The sequence below is a fragment of the Streptomyces blattellae genome, assembly GCF_009709555.1.
GTDB classification, from domain to species: Bacteria; Actinomycetota; Actinomycetes; order Streptomycetales; family Streptomycetaceae; genus Streptomyces; species Streptomyces blattellae.
Window position 1 is genome coordinate 1 of record NZ_WJBG01000054.1, and the last position, 323, is coordinate 323.

General features: G+C 69.3%; 1 pseudogene. It reads right to left on the reverse strand.

From position 1 onward, the window contains the following. A pseudogene (locus GFH49_RS39205) lies at positions 1-220 on the reverse strand (hypothetical protein); the annotation flags it as partial. Positions 221-323 lie beyond the last annotated feature (103 nt).

The window sequence follows — 323 nt, forward strand, 5'->3', positions numbered from 1 at the left end:
GCCCCCGGCCCGGACGATCGTCCGGACGCTGTTGGCTGATTCGGGGGCTGGTCCCACTTCGCCCCGCCGAGCATGAGCTCGGCGGGGCGAAGTGCCGCGACAGCACCGACTCCTCGCGCTCCAGCGACTCGGTCAACTCCACGATCTGCTGCCGCAGTTCCCCGATGCGGGAGCGGGCCGCCGCCTCCCGCGCGTCCAGTTCCTCGAACAACGAGCCCATCGCCGCCCCAACGTCGTGACGACACCGTAGGAGACACCCGCACGGACCACAGCCACAGGCTCAACAACCCAGCTCAACCAGTCCCCGCAGAAGAGCTACACCC